This window comes from Stenotrophomonas sp. YIM B06876, from assembly GCF_030711595.1.
In the GTDB taxonomy this organism is placed as follows: domain Bacteria; phylum Pseudomonadota; class Gammaproteobacteria; order Xanthomonadales; family Xanthomonadaceae; genus Stenotrophomonas.
In genome coordinates this window covers 1-640 of sequence record NZ_JAUJUJ010000460.1, presented here as the reverse complement: position 1 = coordinate 640, position 640 = coordinate 1, and the positions used below count along the sequence as shown (strand labels likewise).

The following is a 640-nucleotide window of genomic DNA, read 5'->3' as shown; positions in this document are numbered from 1 at the left end:
TCTTCTGCCGTTTTGTTAGCCGCTCTTAATACTGCACCCGGCCACAATGGGTGTTGCCAACTTCAAGCTACGGTTGCAACACGGCTGACGGCAAACCGCTCGCGGCAATCCCTCGGTGCCACACCCAGGTTGCGCTGGAAGGTGACACGCATACGCTTCTCGTCACCAAAGCCACAATGCACCGCGATCCGGTCGATGTTGCGGGTCGAATCCTCCAGCAGGCGCCGCGCGACCTCCAGGCGGAACACCTCCACCGCCTTGGCCAGTGTGCGGCCGATCTTGTGTTTGTAGACGCGCGCCAAATTGCGCAGGCTCATGCGGGCCTTCTCGGTGANGCGACCTCCAGGCGGAACACCTCCACCGCCTTGGCCAGTGTGCGGCCGATCTTGTGTTTGTAGACGCGCGCCAAATTGCGCAGGCTCATGCGGGCCTTCTCGGTGAGGAATTCGACCGTCAGGTCGGCACGTTCCAGGTTGCCAACGATCACAGGTTCAGCGCATTGGCCTGGCGGTTCAGCTGCAGCGCTACCTGGGCGCCACGGGGGATGCGCGCACCATGGAGGGAGATGCACAGACGCCCTATTTCGGTGTGGTGCTAGTGTCGTGAGTTGAAAGTTCATTTCATAAAGATGCCGAAAATC

1 protein-coding gene is annotated in these 640 nt (G+C 60.4%); it reads right to left on the bottom strand.

The genetic code is table 11. The features are described from left to right. Positions 1–62: 62 nt before the first annotated feature. Positions 63–317, bottom strand: a complete 255-nt coding sequence (locus QZH66_RS17925) for a helix-turn-helix domain-containing protein (protein ID WP_305807162.1) — start codon at positions 315–317, stop codon at positions 63–65. Positions 318–640: the final 323 nt, after the last annotated feature.